Origin of the sequence: Limnohabitans sp. WS1, assembly GCF_003063265.1 — a bacterium.
In the GTDB taxonomy this organism is placed as follows: Bacteria; Pseudomonadota; Gammaproteobacteria; order Burkholderiales; family Burkholderiaceae_C; genus Limnohabitans_A.
On sequence record NZ_NERU01000031.1, the window covers coordinates 1 to 14,969 of the forward strand.

The 14,969-nt window shown below is 58.3% G+C and carries 13 protein-coding genes; all 13 read left to right on the top strand.

Annotation, left to right across the window (positions count from 1 at the left end):
- Window positions 1-203: 203 nt before the first annotated feature.
- The 13 genes from B9Z48_RS21025 to B9Z48_RS21090 all read left to right on the top strand — a co-directional run bounded on the left by B9Z48_RS21025 (window position 204) and on the right by B9Z48_RS21090 (window position 14,513).
- The gene (locus B9Z48_RS21025) at window positions 204-572 is read left to right on the top strand and encodes a flagellar protein FlaG (RefSeq protein ID WP_108380555.1); all 369 of its coding nucleotides are present in this window, start codon (window positions 204-206) and stop codon (window positions 570-572) included.
- 159 nt (window positions 573-731) lie between these two features.
- Window positions 732-1,967, top strand: coding sequence for a flagellin (locus tag B9Z48_RS21030; protein ID WP_108380556.1), 1,236 nt, complete (start codon window positions 732-734; stop codon window positions 1,965-1,967).
- Between the two features lie 372 nt (window positions 1,968-2,339).
- Window positions 2,340-2,762, top strand: a complete 423-nt coding sequence (locus B9Z48_RS21035; RefSeq protein ID WP_146186349.1) for a hypothetical protein — start codon at window positions 2,340-2,342, stop codon at window positions 2,760-2,762.
- Window position 2,763: 1 nt separating this feature from the next.
- Window positions 2,764-3,240 carry a hypothetical protein gene (locus B9Z48_RS21040; RefSeq protein WP_108380558.1) on the top strand — a complete coding sequence of 159 codons (477 nt, stop codon included), beginning with the start codon at window positions 2,764-2,766 and terminating at the stop codon, window positions 3,238-3,240.
- Between the two features lie 68 nt (window positions 3,241-3,308).
- Window positions 3,309-5,549, top strand: a complete 2,241-nt coding sequence (locus B9Z48_RS21960) for a flagellin (protein WP_108380559.1) — start codon at window positions 3,309-3,311, stop codon at window positions 5,547-5,549.
- A 26-nt stretch (window positions 5,550-5,575) separates the two neighbouring features.
- Window positions 5,576-5,749, top strand: coding sequence for a hypothetical protein (locus B9Z48_RS21615; protein ID WP_158273338.1), 174 nt, complete (start codon window positions 5,576-5,578; stop codon window positions 5,747-5,749).
- 909 nt (window positions 5,750-6,658) lie between these two features.
- Complete coding sequence (locus B9Z48_RS21060; RefSeq protein ID WP_233261215.1) at window positions 6,659-8,200, top strand: sigma-54-dependent Fis family transcriptional regulator; 1,542 nt, start codon at window positions 6,659-6,661, stop codon at window positions 8,198-8,200.
- Between the two features lie 11 nt (window positions 8,201-8,211).
- Window positions 8,212-8,559, top strand: coding sequence for a flagellar hook-basal body complex protein FliE (gene fliE, locus B9Z48_RS21065; protein ID WP_089960365.1), 348 nt, complete (start codon window positions 8,212-8,214; stop codon window positions 8,557-8,559).
- Window positions 8,560-8,580: 21 nt separating this feature from the next.
- Window positions 8,581-10,434 (top strand): flagellar basal-body MS-ring/collar protein FliF, encoded by a 1,854-nt coding sequence (gene fliF, locus B9Z48_RS21070; protein WP_233261216.1) that lies wholly within the window; start codon window positions 8,581-8,583, stop codon window positions 10,432-10,434.
- Between the two features lie 21 nt (window positions 10,435-10,455).
- Window positions 10,456-11,637, top strand: a complete 1,182-nt coding sequence (gene fliG / locus B9Z48_RS21075) for a flagellar motor switch protein FliG (protein ID WP_108380563.1) — start codon at window positions 10,456-10,458, stop codon at window positions 11,635-11,637.
- Window positions 11,624-12,559: a FliH/SctL family protein gene (locus B9Z48_RS21080; protein ID WP_158273339.1), complete on the top strand. Its 936-nt coding sequence runs from the start codon at window positions 11,624-11,626 to the stop codon at window positions 12,557-12,559. The genes fliG and B9Z48_RS21080 overlap by 14 nt, the downstream gene beginning before the upstream one ends.
- Window positions 12,556-13,875, top strand: a complete 1,320-nt coding sequence (locus tag B9Z48_RS21085; RefSeq protein ID WP_108380564.1) for a FliI/YscN family ATPase — start codon at window positions 12,556-12,558, stop codon at window positions 13,873-13,875. Before B9Z48_RS21080 ends, B9Z48_RS21085 begins: the two co-directional genes overlap by 4 nt.
- 188 nt (window positions 13,876-14,063) lie before the next feature.
- Complete coding sequence (locus B9Z48_RS21090; RefSeq protein ID WP_108380565.1) at window positions 14,064-14,513, top strand: flagellar export protein FliJ; 450 nt, start codon at window positions 14,064-14,066, stop codon at window positions 14,511-14,513.
- Window positions 14,514-14,969 lie beyond the last annotated feature (456 nt).

The window sequence follows — 14,969 nt, forward strand, 5'->3', positions numbered from 1 at the left end:
CAGGCCCCCCAAACAAGCCCTGTCCTCCCCACCTCACAAGGCCCTGATCAACAACCCACCGGCAACAATTTGCCGCTTTTGGGTCCAAAGCTCTCAAGTTCCTCTCCAAACAGACGAATCAACGTGACGTTGCCCCTGAATTGGTCATCCGCCTGTGACCAATCGCCAGCACTGTTTGCGGGGCCTCGACCAAGGAGAAAGCCATGAGCAACGACATACCACCCAGCGTTTCACGCGTCCCCACCCCGCCCCCGGCTGTGCAAGCCCCACGCGTGGCCGAAGCCCAAGGCCGCTCGCAGCCTTCGGCGCAGGCCCAAGCTGCGGTTGAAAAAAAACACGACCCACAAGAAGCCCGACGCAGCCTGGAAGAAGTCAGCGAACACCTGAACCAGCAAATGGCACGCAACAAGCGCGACCTCACCTTCAGTGTGGACGATGTGTCCAACACCGTGGTGGTCACCGTGAAAAACAGCGAAGGCGAAGTGGTGCGTCAGATCCCAAGCGAAACAGCTCTGCGCGTGGCCCACAACATTGAAAACATTAAAGGCCTCATGGAGGACCAGAAATCTTGAGTTTTCAAAAAAAATAAAAAAACCTCAAGCTTTTTTTTCAACTTCCGAATCACTCATTAACAGAAATTCACTTCCGACTTTCTGTCCCCAACAGGCAGGTGCTGCTCCCCTCGGGTCCCTGCCAACCTTTTGAAATAAACCTCTTCAAGGAGTTTGACCATGTCAGTCATCAACACCAACAGCAAATCCATCATTGCGCAGAATTCACTGACGGTGAACAACCGTTCCATGACCAAAGCCATGGAACAACTCTCGACCGGCAAGCGGATCAACTCCGCTGCCGACGACGCAGCCGGTTTGGCCATCAGCAGCAAAATGACCTCGCAGATCAAAGGTTTGAACCAAGCTGTGCGCAACGCCAACGATGGTATTTCGATGCTTCAGACAGCCGATGGTGCGATGGTCGAAGTGACCAACATGCTCCAGCGCATGCGCGAATTGGCAGTTCAGTCTTCCACTGACACCAACACACAAGATGACCGCACGTATCTGGACAATGAATTCCAACAGCTGAAAAACGAAATAGATCGCATTGCCGAAAATACAGAGTGGAACGGCTCGAAAATCCTGAACGAAAACGTGAATTTGGGATCAGGCGCTGCCAATGCCCCTCGTCAAGTACAGTTTCAAGTTGGTGCCAACGCCGATCAAACCATCGATGTGACATTCAAGAAATTCGATTTCGCCTCCAGCGCGAGCGGTGTGACGACTTCTTCCGCGCAAGTTGAACTCGGCGCATTAGCGGATGGTGCCGCTGCGACTGCTGCTGTTGTGACAATCGGTGGCACAGCCCTGACTTTCACTAAAACTACCGATTTCACAGCACTCGCAGCAAATCCGACATCTGCAAATATCACCACTTTTGCATCTGAGCTTCAAACTGCAATCCGTGGTCGTTCTGGTTACGAAGGTATTTCGGTGAGCTCTACTGGCGAAGTGCTGACAATTGAAGACACCGCAGGTCGCTCCATCAGCGCCTTTTCATTGACTGGTGCGACTGCTGCTAACGTTGTTTTCACCGCAGCTGCAGGTTCCAACCCCACCGGCAGCTCTGAAGCTGACAGTGTTTTTTCCGGCAGTGCTGCAATTCACAGCCTTGTGATCACCGACAAGGCCAATTCGAACTCCTCGATCACAGCCTTGGATTTCGCCATCAAAGCCGTCAACACTGAACGCTCGACATTTGGTGCAGCCATCAACCGTTTGACTTACGCCGCCGATAACTTGACCAACGTGTCGCAAAATACCAGCGCGTCGCGCAGCCGAGTTCTCGATACAGACTACGCACTGGCCACCACCGAGCTGGCCCGCACGCAGATCATCTCGCAAGCGGCCACCGCCATGTTGGCCCAAGCCAACCAAGCGCCTCAGTCGGTTCTGTCGCTCCTGCGTTGATCGATTGTTGAACTCAAGCCTGGCCCTGAGTAGGCCAGGCCCATCAAGCACCTCAGTCGATCCTGTCGATCCTCCACTGATCGGTTCTTGACCTCCATCCTGGCCCCTTGTGGGCCAGGCTTTTTTTTGGCCGTTTGGGAGCCCCGCCCTAGGGGCGATGGGTGGTGGTCTGCGAGGCCCCATCGCGGCGGGGGCGCCGCTCCTACAGGGAGGTGCCCGGCCATTTGTGAATGCCCGGCCATTTGTCGGTGCCCGGGATTTTGTGGGAGCCCCGCCCCCGGGGCGATGGGTGCTGGTCTGCGAGGCTCTATCGCGGCGGGGGCGCCGCTCCTACAGGGAGGTGCCCGGTCATTTGTGGTTGCCCCGCCATTCGTGGATGTTCTGTCCTTTGCGGATGCCCTGCCCTTTGTGGATGCCCTGCATTTTTGTAGGAGCCCCGCCCCCGGGGCGATGGGTCATGGTCTGCGAGGCCTTATAGCGGCGGGGGAGCCGCGCCTCCATGCAAGGGTTTACACGGACATAGACCAGCAAATCAAGAGCCAAGGCTGGCCAAAGCAGGGTTGCCGCTTTGTTGGCGTAGCGGCAATGGATGGCCGTTGGGGATTGGCAGCGGCCACTTTATTGCCTCTAAAAAAACAAAATCAACTTCTATTTTTTGAATCCGATGAATTCAAACAAAAAAGTCGAGAGAAACAGGCCCAAGGCAAGTTGGCACGCTGTTTGCTCAATGAGTTCGCTCCCCTGTTGTGGCCATTGGCCACTGAACCATTGACAACCCTTCAAAGGAAATCCTGACATGAATTCTCTTTACCAAGCCATGCTGTCCCAAGCCGTTGCAGGTCAGATGCTCAACATGCGTGATGTGTCGCAGTTTTCTGCGGCAGAAATTCGCCAAACCATGGCCGACCTGGTGGCGGCCGACCGCATGGACCTGGCCAGCGCTTTGGCCGCTGCGGGTCAAAGCCTGTACCCCGAGAGTGAAGACATTTTGGCCATCAGCGCCTTGCTGGCCGAAGTTCAGCAAGATTGGAACGGCGCCCAAGAATTGCTGTTCAAACTGGTCGAAGTGCAAGGCGACGCGGCCACCGCAGTCACCCTGCGCCACCTGATTCGCGTGCTGCGCTGCCAGTGCGAGCCTGCACAAGCCATGCAAGTGGCCCAGCAAGCTTTGAGCATGCACCCCCAAGACACCGCGTTGCAAGAAGAGTTCGCTTCTTTGCAAGAACTGTTCTCTGAGCAATTGCCGCTGGAAGCGTCAAGCCAGGTGCATTGATCCAAGCCACCCAACCTTTCCAACCCAAGCCACTTCATCACTTCCTCCAACGTTAAAGAAGCATCATCATGACCGTCATCAACACCAACGTGAAATCGCTGATTTCACAAAACGCCCTCATCCGCAACAACCGCGCCGTGGAAACATCCATGGAGCAGCTGTCCACAGGCAAGCGCATCAACAGCTCTGCCGACGATGCCACCGGCATGGCCATCACCAACCGCATGACCTCGCAGATTCGCGGTCTGGACCAAGCGGTTCGCAATGCCAACGACGGCATCTCGCTCATCCAAACCGTGGAAGGCTCGCTGAATGAAGTCAACAGCATGCTGCAACGCATGCGTGAGTTGTCCATCCAATCGGCCAACGACACCAACACCGTCGAAGACCGTGGATTTTTGGACATGGAATTCCAAGAATTGAAACAAGAAATCAACCGCGTTGCCAAAAACACCCAGTGGAACGGCATGGACGTTCTCAACAAATCAGCCACGGCTGGCAACGGTGCAGGCAAATTTGAATTCCAGGTCGGTGCCAACGCCAATCAGTTGATTTCGATTCAGTTGCAAGACTTCCGGACCGATGCGGCTGTGACAAGTCAGAACATCTTGAAGACAACACCGGCCAAAACAGCTGCAGACCTTAAGACAGCCCAACCTCAAGTCAGCACTTTGACGCTGTCTGGCGCTTACAAAGCCAATGACACCATCAAATTGGACATGGGGTTTGGCTCAACCACATACACAGTTAAGGCAGACGATGTGGTGGCTAACGATATTGTCGGAAACCTGCAAAGAATCAGAGACGCCATCGTCAGCAAAGCAGGAATCGACAATGCATTGGGCGTGGCGTTGACTAGTGGGACCAATACAAACGAGATTAAATTCACTGGACCCAATGGTCTGAGTTTCACCCCACAAATGACCGCCTCATTTTCAACCGCAGGGAGTTTTGCAACTGTAAAAGACGGCACCGGCTTCACCGGCGGGAACGTCGACATCACCAATTCAAAACAATCCGTCGCCTTTACTTTCTCAGGTCAATACCAAGCAGGTGACTTCATCACCCTGAAAAACGGCAGCAGCGAGTTTAAATACGAGATCACTGTCGCCGACGCCGTCAACGCTAACGGCCCCACACCTAGCTATACCGCAATGGCGAACAGCATCGTTGAAGCGGTAAACAATGGAAGTAAGCTTGGAAGTGCAACAGCGGCAAGCAACACCGGCGTGATAACGTTCACGGCCGTCTTTGACGGACCGAACACATTGGACCTGAGTGCAAAAGCGAGCACCTCATCAATTGCAGACGCAGGCAGAGCGTCTGTTAGCAACGAACAGGGTGGCAACACCGCAAGACAAGAAAATAACACCCTTACTCTGTCAGGTAAGTTCCAAGAAGGTGACGTTATCACCCTGAAGAACGGTACCACCGCGTTTGAATACGAGGTCTCTGCCTCAGACGCAACGGCTAACTTGACCACATTTACGGACAGCCTCGTTAAAGCAGCCAGTGGTAAGCTTGGAAGTACATCAGTGGCAGCCCTGACCCCAGGGGTGTTGAAATTCACGGCCCTCACTTTCGGAGAGAACACACTCGACCTGAGTGCCACCGTTAAAAATGCCAACTTGTTCGCCACCGAAGAAGCCGAGTTGGAAGCACCCGCGGTCAGCGCTGCTGCCCAAGTTGACGAACTGGCGATCAGCGGCCGTTTTGATTCCGGTGACAAAGTCAAACTGACCCTCGACGGAAAAGTCTTTGAATACACCTTGTCGGACGCCGATGTCAATAGCGGCAACCCCACCGAGGCCGCTGCCAAAGGCTTGGCTCGTGAGCTGGGGCAAGCAGCAACCCCACTTGCCGTGAATGTCGAACGGACTGGCAGCAGCATCAAATTCACGGGCAAAGTCGAAGGAACACCGTTCACGTCCAATGTCACCGTCGAGCGGGTAAACCCACAACCGACCGATGTCAAAACTGACGGAGGTTTGAACATGATCGCGCAAAGCAACCTCACCACCAGTGCAAATGCCCAAGCGGCCATTGCAAATCTGGATAAAGCGATGGTGGTCATCAGCGAATCTCGCGCCAATATGGGTGCGGTCATGAACCGTTTGACCTTTGCAGCCGACAACCTGATCAATGTGGCACAAAACTCCACCGAGTCGCGTAGCCGCATTCTGGACACGGATTTCGCCAAGGCATCGAGCGAGTTGGCCCGTACTCAGATCATCTCGCAGGCGGCCACGTCTGTGTTGGCTCAGGCCAACCAGAGCACGCAGTCGGTGATGAAACTGTTGCAAGGCTAAGCCACTGAATGACGTTCGGCCGTGACATGAAAACTGTCATGCGCCCGAACGCTCAGCCAACACCCTGTGTCACCCGCCAGTTTCTGGCGGCGATGTGCGCCAAAGCCAAAAGCCAGTCACTGGCTCAGGCTTGGGCGGCCACACCGAACACAGCGGTACGGGCGCAAGCCCAGCTGGACTTGCACACCGTATTTGTTTGATTGAACGATTGATTCCGCAAACCCGAGGCAGTTAACCCTTGCCCTGTGCCACCCCCATCAGGTCCTTGCACCCAGACCCAGACCGCTGATGCCTGAATTCAACCCCTCCCCTACACAAGCCGCTGACCCCAAGCGCGGTCCCAATTGCTGGCAGTGCCGGTTTTTTGGCGTGAGCCACATCCCTGCCACGCCCTATGTTTGCCGCGCCATGGGCTTTCAATCCAAATTGTTGCCTTCGCTCGAAGTGTTGCGGATTGATGGTCGGTTTTGTCATGTTTTTGAGCCGAAACCACCTTTGGCCAAATCCGCCACCAAGTCATGAGCCCCGTGCATGTGCTGGGCCCGGTGATGTTTGTACGCTTCTTTGTAGGAGCGGCGCCCTCGCCGCGATCAAGCCTTGCAGACCACGACCCATCGCCCCGGGGGCGGGGCTCCTACAAAATGCAGGGATTCCCATGTGGGCAGGGATTCCCCTGTGGGCAGGGGTTCCCCTGTAGGAGCGGCGCCCTCGCCGCGATCAAGCCTTGCAGAGCACCACCCATCGCCCCGGGGGCGGGGCTCCCACAAAATGCAGGGATTCACATGTGGGCAGGCATTCCCATGTGGGCAGGGGTTCCCCTGTAGGAGCGGCGCCCTCGCCGCGATCAAGTCTTGCAGACCACCACCCATCGCCCCGGGGGCGGGGCTCCTACAGGGATGGCATTGCTGATATGACTCATCGCCCTGAGGGTGGGATTCAGACGCTGATCGCACTGCGCTGTCAATCTTCCGTCAATCAGGTGTCAAAGATTTGAATTCTTGGAGTCCGATTTAAATAGTGTTTTTTATTTTTTTAGAGTTTTTTAGAATTCAAAAAATTCTGGCACAGACTTTGCTTGATGAATTTCATATTAACATGAGGTCAACAACGTGAAGTCCCAAACCTTTTGTGCGCCCTTGGCCCTTTGGCTGGACCCCGAAACAGCTCTGAGCCCCGAGCACACCCAAGCCTTGCAGATGAGTGGTTGGTCCGTCATGCCGATCAGCACACTCGACAGTTTGGTGGCCCAAGCTGGCGATGCCACGGTGTTGGTCTTGCACTTGGCGCACGATGTCACGCGCCTCAAGGACGTTCAGCAAGTCTTGCAAAACGCGTGCCTGGGCACACCGGTGGTTTGCCGTGTGGACCGCGATGACATGGACTTGGCCGTCGATGCCACGCAGTGCGGCGCATTGACCGTGCTGGCCTCGCACGATGTGCGCAGCAGCACTTGGCAAGGGTTGCACGCCAAACTCACCCACGCCAACGCCCACTCCAACACATCCGCCCCGTCCCCCCAACGCAGCGCCCAGCCGGTGCGCAATGTGGTGTTTGTGGACCCCGCCAGCCAGCACCTGTTGGCCTTGGCCAAAAAAGTGGCACAAGCCGAAGTGACCGCCTTGTTGGTGGGCCCCACCGGCGCAGGCAAAGAGGTCATGGCCCGCGTGCTTCACGAAGCATCAGGCCGCGCACGCGGACCGTTCGTGGCCCTCAATTGCGCGGCTTTGCCAGAAAACCTGATCGAAGACATGCTGTTTGGCCACGAAAAAGGCGCATTCACCGGGGCGCACCGTGAGCACAAAGGCGTGTTTGAACAAGCCCAAAACGGCACGCTGTTCTTGGACGAGATTGGCGAGATGCCCATGCACCTGCAAAGCAAGTTGCTGCGCGTGTTGCAAGAGCGTCAGCTCACCCGCCTGGGCGGTCACACCCCCCTGGCCCTGAACGTGCGCGTGGTGGCCGCCACCAACAAAGACCTCAAGCAGGCCATTGTGGACCGCGAGTTCCGCGAAGACCTTTACTACCGCATTGCCACTTTCCGCTTGCGTTTGTTGCCCTTATGCGAGCGACCAGAGGACATCATCCCGCTGGCCTTTCAGTGCCTGATGCAGCACGAGCAACACGGCCAAAGCTGGCGGCTGCACCCGCAAGCGCAAGCCCTGCTGCTGCAATACCCCTGGCCCGGGAATGTGCGTGAATTGGAAAACGTGATGCGCCGCGCGATGGTGCTGTGCACAGACCACCACATCAGCCCAGCGCATTTGATGTTTGACGAGTGCTTGACCAGCATGCCCCCCGCTGCACCAATGCTTGTCCCTGCAGCACATGCCTTGCCAAGCCAGGACACAGCCGCTTGGGTCAGTGCTGCGCCAGCAGCGGCCATGCCCTTTGAGCACGCCCACCCTGAACTCCTGTCGGCCCACGAGGCAGAAGACCGCGCTTTGCACTCCGCGATTCACCACACCGACCCGCACAACACCGACCTGCACAGCGCCACTCGCCTGAGTGAGCACCAGGTCATCATGGCCACCTTGGCCAGCACCCCGAGCAAAACCGAAGCAGCCAAACGTCTGGGCATCAGCCCCCGTACGCTGCGCTACAAAATGGCCCAACTGCGTGAGCACGGCCTGTCCTTGGCTTCAGCCTACTGAAGGAGTTAAACATGAACGACAAAGCCATTTCTCCCGCCAGCATCCATTCGATGTTGAAAACACTGCGCACCCACCAGGCCCAGGCCGCGGGCATGCCCGATTCGGATGAGCTCAAAAGCACCACAGCCGAAGTTGGCAAAACCAACTTCGGTGAATTTGTGGCGGATGCCCTGAGCGAGGTCAACCAGACGCAGGTCCAATCGACCAACTTGCGCACCGCCTACGACCGGGGCCAGACCATGTCCTTGACCGATGTGGTGCTGAGCATGCAGAAATCGTCGCTGGCTTTTGAAGCCACTTTGCAGGTGCGCAACAAAGTGCTCAAGGCCTACGAAGACATCTTGAACATGCCCGTCTGATCGATCTAAAGAGAACGCACCATGGCCACAGCTACTGCATCAATGAACACGGGCCTGATGACGGCGACCAACCCTCAAGCTCAGGTGCCCGCCACTGCCGGCAGCATGGCCTTGACCACGGCCCCGGGGGAAGGCGCACGCGCCGCCCCCGGCGGGGGTTTGAGCGCTTGGCAAACCCTGGGCATGTCGGACACTTTCATCAAAGTCATCCAACAGCCTTCTGTGCGCCGCGTGTTGCCCCTCATTTTGATGCTGGTGGTGCTGGTGATTTTTGGTTTGACCTATTCGTGGATGCAAAGCACGCCTTACCGCCCGGTCATGCCCGGGCTGCAAGAGGCTGACCAGCAAGCGGCGTTCAATTCGCTCAAAACGGGCGAGTTTCATCCCAAAATCGATCCGGTCACAGGCCAGCTCACGGTGCCCAGCGAGCGCTTTCATGAGGCGCGTATTTTTTTGGCCTCGCAGGGCTTGCCCAAGGCCGGGTCCACGGGCTTGGACGGGCTGAAAGACCAGTCGTCGATGACCACCAGCCAGTTCATGGAGCAGGTCAAGGTGAACGCCGCCATGGAACAGGAACTGGCGCGATCGATCATGCAAATTGGCAGTGTGCAAAGCGCCCGTGTGCACTTGGCCACGCCCAAGCAAAGCGTGTTTGTGCGGGACAGAACACCGCCCAAAGCTTCTGTGGTGTTGGCACCCTATCCTGGCCGCGCCGTGTCGGCCTCGCAGGTGCAGGCCATTGTTCATCTGGTGTCGTCCAGCGTGCCCTATCTCTCACCGGACCAGGTCACGGTGGTGGACAACGTGGGCAAGCTCATGACCGAGTCGTCCACCGAACAAAAGCTGGGCCTGACCTCGGCACAAGAACAACACAAGCAGCAGATGGAAGAGGTCTTGCGCGGCCGCATCATGCAAATCCTCTCGCCCATGGTGGGCGAGGCCAATGTGCGCTCACAGGTCAACCTGGTGCTGGACTTCACCCAAACGGAGAGCACCACCGAAGACTTTGACAGCCGCGACAAAGGCCCACGCACGCGCTCCGAGGTGGTGGCCGAAGACCGCGCCACTCTGCGCGATGCCGAAGGCATTCCGGGCTCGCTGTCCAACACGGCGCCCGCAGCCCCCACCACCACCAACAACACCCAGGTGGACCCGACCAAGGGCTCATCGGAATCGAACAACAAAACCTTGAGCAACCGGTCGACACGCAACTTCGAGCTCGACCGGACGGTGCGCCATGTGCGCACCGCCAGCGGTGGCATTCAGAAAATCAGCGTGGCCGTGATCGTCAACGAGCGCCCTGCCCCGCCTGCGGCCAAAGATGCGCCCGTGGTGCCCAATGCCCCCAAGAGCATTGCCTACACCCCCCAAGAGCTCGATCAGATGCTGCAAGTGGTGCGCGGCGTGGTGGGCTTCAACGCCGAGCGTGGCGACAACGTCTCGGTGGTGCCCGCCAAGTTTGAAGCGCCCGCCGTGCTGGAAAGCATCCCTTGGTACTTGGAAGACGTGGTGCAAAACGGCTTCAAAAGCGGCTTGCTGGCCATCAGTTTCATCGTGTTCATGTTGACCGTGGTGCGCCCCATCATGCGCAACTTGACGGCCAGCAGGTTGCAGGCCGAAGAAGAAAAAGCCAAAGCCGCTGCACTGGCCGATGGCGAGTTGAGTGCCGAGGACATGAAGATGATCCAGCTTGGCGAGGGCGAAAGCCTGGAAGACATCAAGGCCAAACTCAAGCCCAAGAAGTCGAGCATCAGCGCCGAGATGCTGGACACGGCCAATACGTACGACGACAAAGTGGCCATCATCCGCATGATGGTGGCCGAGGATTCGGGCCGGGTGGCCAATGTACTCAAGGGCATGATCAAGATCGCCTGAACCCTGTAAGGATGGAACGACATGGCCACGAAAAAAGACAGCGACAAAGACGCCAAAGGCAAAGATGCCAAAGAGGTCAAGGGTAAGGACGGCAAAGGCAAAGAGGGCAAAGACGGGAAGGACGGCAAAGAAGGCAAGGACGTCAAAGACACCGAACCGGCGCTTGTAGACGCGCCGATTGTGATGACCGAGGAGTTGCAAGAAGAACTGGCCGCCATGACCGGCTCTCAGCGGGCAGCGGTGCTGATGCTGTTGCTGGGCGAGCAGCAGGCGTCCGAGATCATCCGCTTCATGAACCCCAAAGAGGTGCAGGCGCTGGGGGCGGCCATGGTGTCGGTCGCTGATTTGTCGCAAGAGGCGGTGAACGTCGTGCTGGACGAATTTGTCGCCATGCTCAAAAAGCAAACCAGTCTGGGCTTGGGCACGGGGGACTATGTCGAAAAAGTCCTCAAGCGTGCCTTGGGCGACGACAAAGCCTCGTCGGTGCTCAGCCGCATCTTGCCGGGCCAGGGCAGCAAGGGCCTGGACATCCTGAAATGGATGGACGCCCGGTCGATTGCCGACATGATCCGCAACGAACACCCACAGGTCACGGCCATCATCTTGTCGGTGCTCGAGTACGACGTGGCGGCCGACGTGCTGAATTTTTTGGCCCCGGAGGCACGCCCCGAGATCTTGCAGCGCATTGCCAGCCTGGAGACGGTGCAACCGTCGGCCATGGAAGAGCTCGAATCGATCATGAAAAAGCAGTTCGCCAGCAACTCGTCGGCCAAATCGTCGAGCTTTGGTGGCATCAAGGCGGCGGCCAAAATCATGAACTTCGTCAAGGTCGATCTGGAGGCCTCCATCATGGGGGGGCTGTCAGATCTCGACCCCGAGTTGATGCTGAAGATCCAGGACAACATGTTCACCTTCGAGAACCTGGTGGGCGTGGACAACCGGGGCATCCAGGCGCTGATGCGCAAAGTGGAGCCCGACATGCTGATGACGGCCCTGAAAGGGGCACCCGAATTTGTCAAGGACAAATTCTTCGACAACATGTCAGCGCGTGCGCGGGTGATGTTCATCGACGACATGGAATCGAAGGGGCCGCTGCGCATCACCGATGTGGAAGACGCGCAAAAGACCATCATGCGCCTGGCCCGCAAGCTGTCGGACGCGGGCGAGCTGGTGCTGGCTGGCCGTGGAGATGACTTTGTCTGAAAACGCCAACCCAACGGGCAGCTGGCACGCCAGCGCTTTGCTCAACGGCAAAAGCCAAACGCCCTCTTTTTTGCGGACCCAGTGGGATGATGCCAAAGTGCATTCGTTTGGCCCCTGGCGTGTGGCCGATCGCTCTGACCCCACCGATGCGTTGACCTTGCCCGAGCCTTTGCCCAGCGCCAGCTTGCCTGAACACAAAGCCAAGTCCCCCAAAGACGACACGCCCGAACCCCCTGCACTGCCCCCAGCCGAAGAAACGCGGGTCTCTGAGTCTGCCCTGAGCGCCTTGCGCGATGCGGCCTACCGCCAAGGACTGTCCGATGGCCAAGCCCAGATGCACAAGCAGCTGAGCGCCGAGATGGACGCAGAACGCGCCAAAGAGCGCGAGCTGATCCGGCACCTGGGCATCGAACTGAACAGCATCAGCCAAGACCCGCAGCGTTTTTTTGAGCCACTCAAGCGCTTGTCGCTGCATGTGGCCGAGCAGTTGGTGCGAGCCGAGTTGCAACTGTCGGGCCATGCCGTGAATGGTTTGATTCAGGGCTGTATTCAACAGCTGGACCACGCCGCCGAGGCCGTGCATGTGAGCCTGAACCCGCAAGACCTGCAACGCGTCAAAGCGCTGGGCCAAGCGGCCATTGAACACCTGCAGCTGGAGCCCGACGCCCAGTTGCGCCCGGGCAGTGTGCGGGTGCGCGTGCAAGACACCTTGGTGCAAGACCTGATTGAGCACCGCCTGGAGCCGCTGGCGCGGCGCTTGCTGGTCCAGCCCGAAGCCTGGATGCGCGACTCCAGCCTGGTGCAAGACAAAGTCGACGTGCTGCCCGAAAACACGCCCAAGCGGGACTGGGACCACCAGGTCATTGACGTGCAAGACACCCACATCAAAAACGCCGAGCCCGGCGAGGACGCCCCGGCATGAACTTCGATCAAGAGGTGAACCAGCTGATCGGCGAGCTGCATGCACCCGAGCCCCAGCGCAGCGGAACCTTGGTGCGGCTGGTGGGCATGCGGCTGGAAACACGCGGACTGATGGCCCCCTTGGGCGCATGCTGTGAAATCGTGGGCCAGCTGGGCCACCGGGTCGAGGCAGAGGTGGTGGGCTTCAACGACGACACCCTGTTTTTGCTGCCGTTCACCGAACCGCAGGGCATTGGTCCAGGGGCCCAGGTGCGTGTGCTCAGCCACACGTCTCAGGTGTGGCTGGGCCCCGATTTGTTGGGCCGCATCATCGACGGGCGCGGCAATGCGCTGGATGGCAAGCCACAGCCAGAGTGTCGCGATGTGCTGAGCCTGCAAGGTCGTCCCATCAATCCCATGGAGCGCGGCCCCATCAAGGAAGTCCTGGACGTGGGCGTGAAAGCCATCAACGGCATGCTGACGATTGGCCGGGGCCAACGCTTGGGGCTGGTGGCAGGCTCTGGCGTCGGCAAAAGTGTGCTGCTGGGCATGATGACGCGTTTTACCGAAGCCGACGTGGTGGTGATTGGCCTCATCGGCGAACGGGGGCGCGAAGTGCAGGCCTTCATTGAAGAATCGCTCGGACCGGTCGGTTTGGCCAAGTCGGTGCTGGTTGCCGCACCGGCCAACGAATCGCCGGTACTGCGACTGAAAGCCACCCACTTGACCCATGTGATTGCCGAGTATTTTCGGGATCGGGGTCAAAACGTGCTGATGTTGGTGGACAGCCTGACCCGCGTGGCCCATGCGCAGCGCGAAATCGGCCTGGCCGTAGGCGAGCCCCCCACCGCCAAGGGCTACCCCCCTTCGGTGTTTGCGCTGCTGCCCAACTTGATTGAACGCGCTGGTGTGGGTCGCCACGGCGTGGGTTCGATCACCGCCATTTACACCGTGCTGGCAGAAGGGGATGACACCAACGACCCGATTGTGGACATCGCCCGCGCCTCACTCGACGGCCAAGTGATGCTGTCGCGCAAACTGGCCGATGCGGCGCACTACCCCGCCATCGACCTCAATGGTTCGGTCTCGCGGGTGATGCAAAACCTGCTCTCAGCCGAAGACCAAAAACTGGCCAACCGTTTCAGGCGTTTGTGGTCGCTGTACCAACAAAATCAGGATCTGATCCAGGTGGGTGCCTACGAAGCGGGCAGCAATGCCGATCTGGACCAGGCCATTCGCTTGCGCTCGCAAATGGAAAGTTTTTTGCAACAAGACATGCACACCAGCCAAGACGCGGGCACCACCCGACTGCAAGTGCAAGCACTCATGAGCCACTGAGGATCCGGCCCCATGACGTTTGCAAGAACGCTTTTTTTGTGGGAGTGGCGCCCTCGACGCGACAGCGCCTCGCAGACCACCCCCCATCGTCCAGATGATGAGGCTCCCACAGGGATCGCCGTGCCCAAGAAAAGGCGCTCACTTCGAACCTCACGGGGCCAGATCCATCAACCACCAAGGAGAACAACATGCGAGAAGCAAGAAGCTGCTGGCCGGTGCTGGTGAACAAAGCAGAAGATGAGCTCAAAGCCGCTCAAAACGAGCTGACCCAGGCGCTGGACCATGTGAAGCAACTCGAAGCCAGCCACCTGCGGCTGTGCAAGCTGTACGACGAGTACCGTTTGCAAGAACAGACCCGGGACGGCACCGTGATGGGCATGCAAGCCAGCATGAACCACCGCCAGTTCATGACCCAGTTGCTCGGTCTGCAACAGCGTGTGGTGTTGGATCTGGGCAAAGCCCAGACCACCTTGGCGCAAATGCGCAAAAAACGCCTCCAAGCCGAAATGGAGCTGCACAAAATGCAGTCACTGGTCGAGCAAGACAACAAGGCCGTTGCGCAAGATGTCCAGCGGCACGAACAACGGCAGATGGACGAGCTGGGCGTGCGGCAGTTCATATTGGGGATGCAAAACTGAGCTGTGACCCGTCGCTTTTGGCGCTTGCTCACCCCCGACCTGTCCGTGGCGTGCCCCCCGCACTGTCGATACAGCACGATGCCGTTTGCATCGCCACTTTTTTTGTAGGAGCGACGCCCCCGTCGCGATCACCCTCGCAAACCACCAACAATCGCCCCGAGGGCGGGGCTCCCACAAAATGCAGACAGGCCCCCTGCAATCGCAGACATGCCCCCTGTAGGAGCGACGCCCCCGTCGCGATCACCCTCGCAGACCACCACCCATCGCCCCGAGGGCGGGGCTCCCACAAACTGCAGAACACCTCCCCATGCAATTGCAGACATGACCCCTGATAGGGGTAGGAAAGGCCAAGGCCTCCCCTCCCTCCGAACCGTGCGTGCAGTTTTCCCGCACACGGCTCTCCAGTCAGTGGTTTCCTCATCGGGATTGGCTCGCTTGCATTCGGGCCTGCGTCAT